Raw genomic sequence first — 255 nt, forward strand, 5'->3', positions numbered from 1 at the left:
GGCACATGGATCACGGTTCTGTCTATGGTTCTGATACGGGTGCAACGCAGGCCAATTTCTTCAACTGTGCCCCGGATCCCGCCGAAATTGCACAGATTCCCCACTTTTACCGGCGCCGCGGAATAGAGCATCATGGTACCAATGAAGTTTTCCAGTGTTTGTTTGGAGGCCAAGGCGAGGGCAACCCCACCCACGCCCATACCTGCCAGCAGGGCTGTGGCATTAAAACCCTGATACTCCATCCAGGACAACACT

At 54.5% G+C, this 255-nt stretch carries 1 protein-coding gene; it reads right to left on the reverse strand.

Annotated elements, in window-relative coordinates; translation table 11 throughout:
• A partial coding sequence (locus tag ACYP03_RS26980; protein WP_459782804.1) for a mechanosensitive ion channel family protein occupies positions 1–255 on the reverse strand: 255 nt, incomplete at both ends.

This window comes from Photobacterium sp. R1 (assembly GCF_054600795.1).